We start from the raw sequence: 1,768 nt of genomic DNA, 5'->3' as shown, positions 1-1,768 counted from the left end.
ACAGAGTTCAGCAGGCTTTACCAGCGATTCCTGGATTTGCAGAATGCCGAGAAAAGGGCTCAGGAAGCTCAAATCGAGGTAGCCCTCGAGCGGATCAGGGCCCGCGCTATGGCCATGCAGCATACGGAAGAACTCAACGAAGTCATCGGGCTGCTCTGCGAACAATATGATTTCCTTGGGATCAACCCGGTTTGTGCCCACCTTTCCCTGATTGACCTGGAAAATAATCGTTTTTCGCTGCGCCTGAGCGGCAAAAAAGGTGGGCGGAAAATAGGGGAAAAGATCATCGACCTGGATGCGATGGAAGAATGGAAAGACACCGTCGAGCGCTGGAAAAAAAGTATTCCCCAAAGCCATCAATGCCTGGTGTATCCCAAAGAATCCGTCACCCAGTTGTTTCAGGTCATGGACGAGCTGATTCAAACCATGCCCAAAAAATACCGTGTAGGCCCAAAGGATTTTCCAAATGGACTCTATTCGTGTGAGGGACAGAATAAATTCGGGTACCTCGGTTTTAACCACAGCCGTCCTCCCACGGAGGAGGAAATTTCCATTGTAATCCGTTTCGCCCGGGAATTCGAGCGGATTTACCAGCGGTTCCTGGATCTGGAAAAAGCCGAAGCCCAGGCCCGGGAATCTGAAATTCAACTCGCCCTGGAGCGGGTGCGGGCCAGGACGATGGCTATGCACAAGAGCGAGGAGCTGGGGGAAGTAGCAGCAGTGCTTTTTGAGCAAATCTGCAGCCTAGGAGCTGCCCTGGAGCGCCTGAACATAGGCATCATCAGGGAAGAGGAAGGAATTTTTGAATGGTGGTCTACGGAACAGGGGGGGCAGCGGATCGACCAACTTTTTATAGGAAGTATCGAGGAACCTACGACCATCTCTAAGTTCTATTCCGACTGGAAACAAGGTAAAAAATCCGTAGTCATCGAGTTAACCGGCAAGGATCTGGAACAGTGGATCCGATACCTGAAAGAAGAAATCGGAATGCCCTACCGGGAGGATTTGAGAAAGGATCGCCGGATTCATACAGGTACCTTTTTCAACCGAGGCATCCTCGTCGTTTCCACTCCGGAATTCCTTCCAGAGGGATCCACTGATTTGCTGGAACGGTTCAGCAAAGTCTTCGAACAGACGTACACCCGATTTCTGGATCTTCAAAAAGCAGAGGCACAGGCGCGGGAATCCCAGATTGAGGCGGCCCTGGAGCGGGTACGGGCCAGGACCATGGCCATGCACAATACCAATGATATTGCAGATACAGTAACCACTTTCTTTGAGGAACTGATCAGTCTCGGGCTGGGGGATTCTACCCGATGTGGCATCGGTATCCTGAGCCCTTCGGAAGTAATGGAGGTATGGACTGCTTCCATTCAAAAAGATAACAAAAGTATTCTCCATACGGGCTTTTTGGAAATGGGGGCCCACCCCATGCTCAAAGGATTGCAGGAGCATTGGGCAGCAGGGAAAGCACTCTATGAAGCCATCCTGGAAGGGGCCGCTAAAATGGATTATTTTAAAGCGATCAATGAAGCGCCGGAGTATCCGGTGAAGATGGATTTAGACGCCCTCCCTCCTACGGTCTACCACTATAGTTTCCTGTTCCCTCAAGGCACCCTATTTGTATTTGCGGAATCCCCTTTACAAGAAGAAATCAGGGATATATTCACGCGTTTTTCTTCCGTATTCGGCCAAACCTACACCCGGTACCTGGATCTGGAACGCGCAGAGAAACAAGCCCGGGAATCCAGGATTGAAGCCGCCCTGG

The 1,768-nt window shown here is 51.0% G+C and carries 1 protein-coding gene; it reads left to right on the top strand.

Going from position 1 to position 1,768, the window contains the following annotated elements; translation table 11 throughout:
• Positions 1-1,768: hypothetical protein (locus WBV75_RS00125; protein ID WP_424118637.1), on the top strand; the 1,768-nt coding region annotated here is incomplete at both ends.

The sequence above is a fragment of the Robiginitalea sp. genome, from assembly GCF_049588695.1.
Classification (GTDB): Bacteria; Bacteroidota; Bacteroidia; order Flavobacteriales; family Flavobacteriaceae; genus Robiginitalea.
This window is presented reverse-complemented; position numbering and strand designations above follow the sequence as displayed.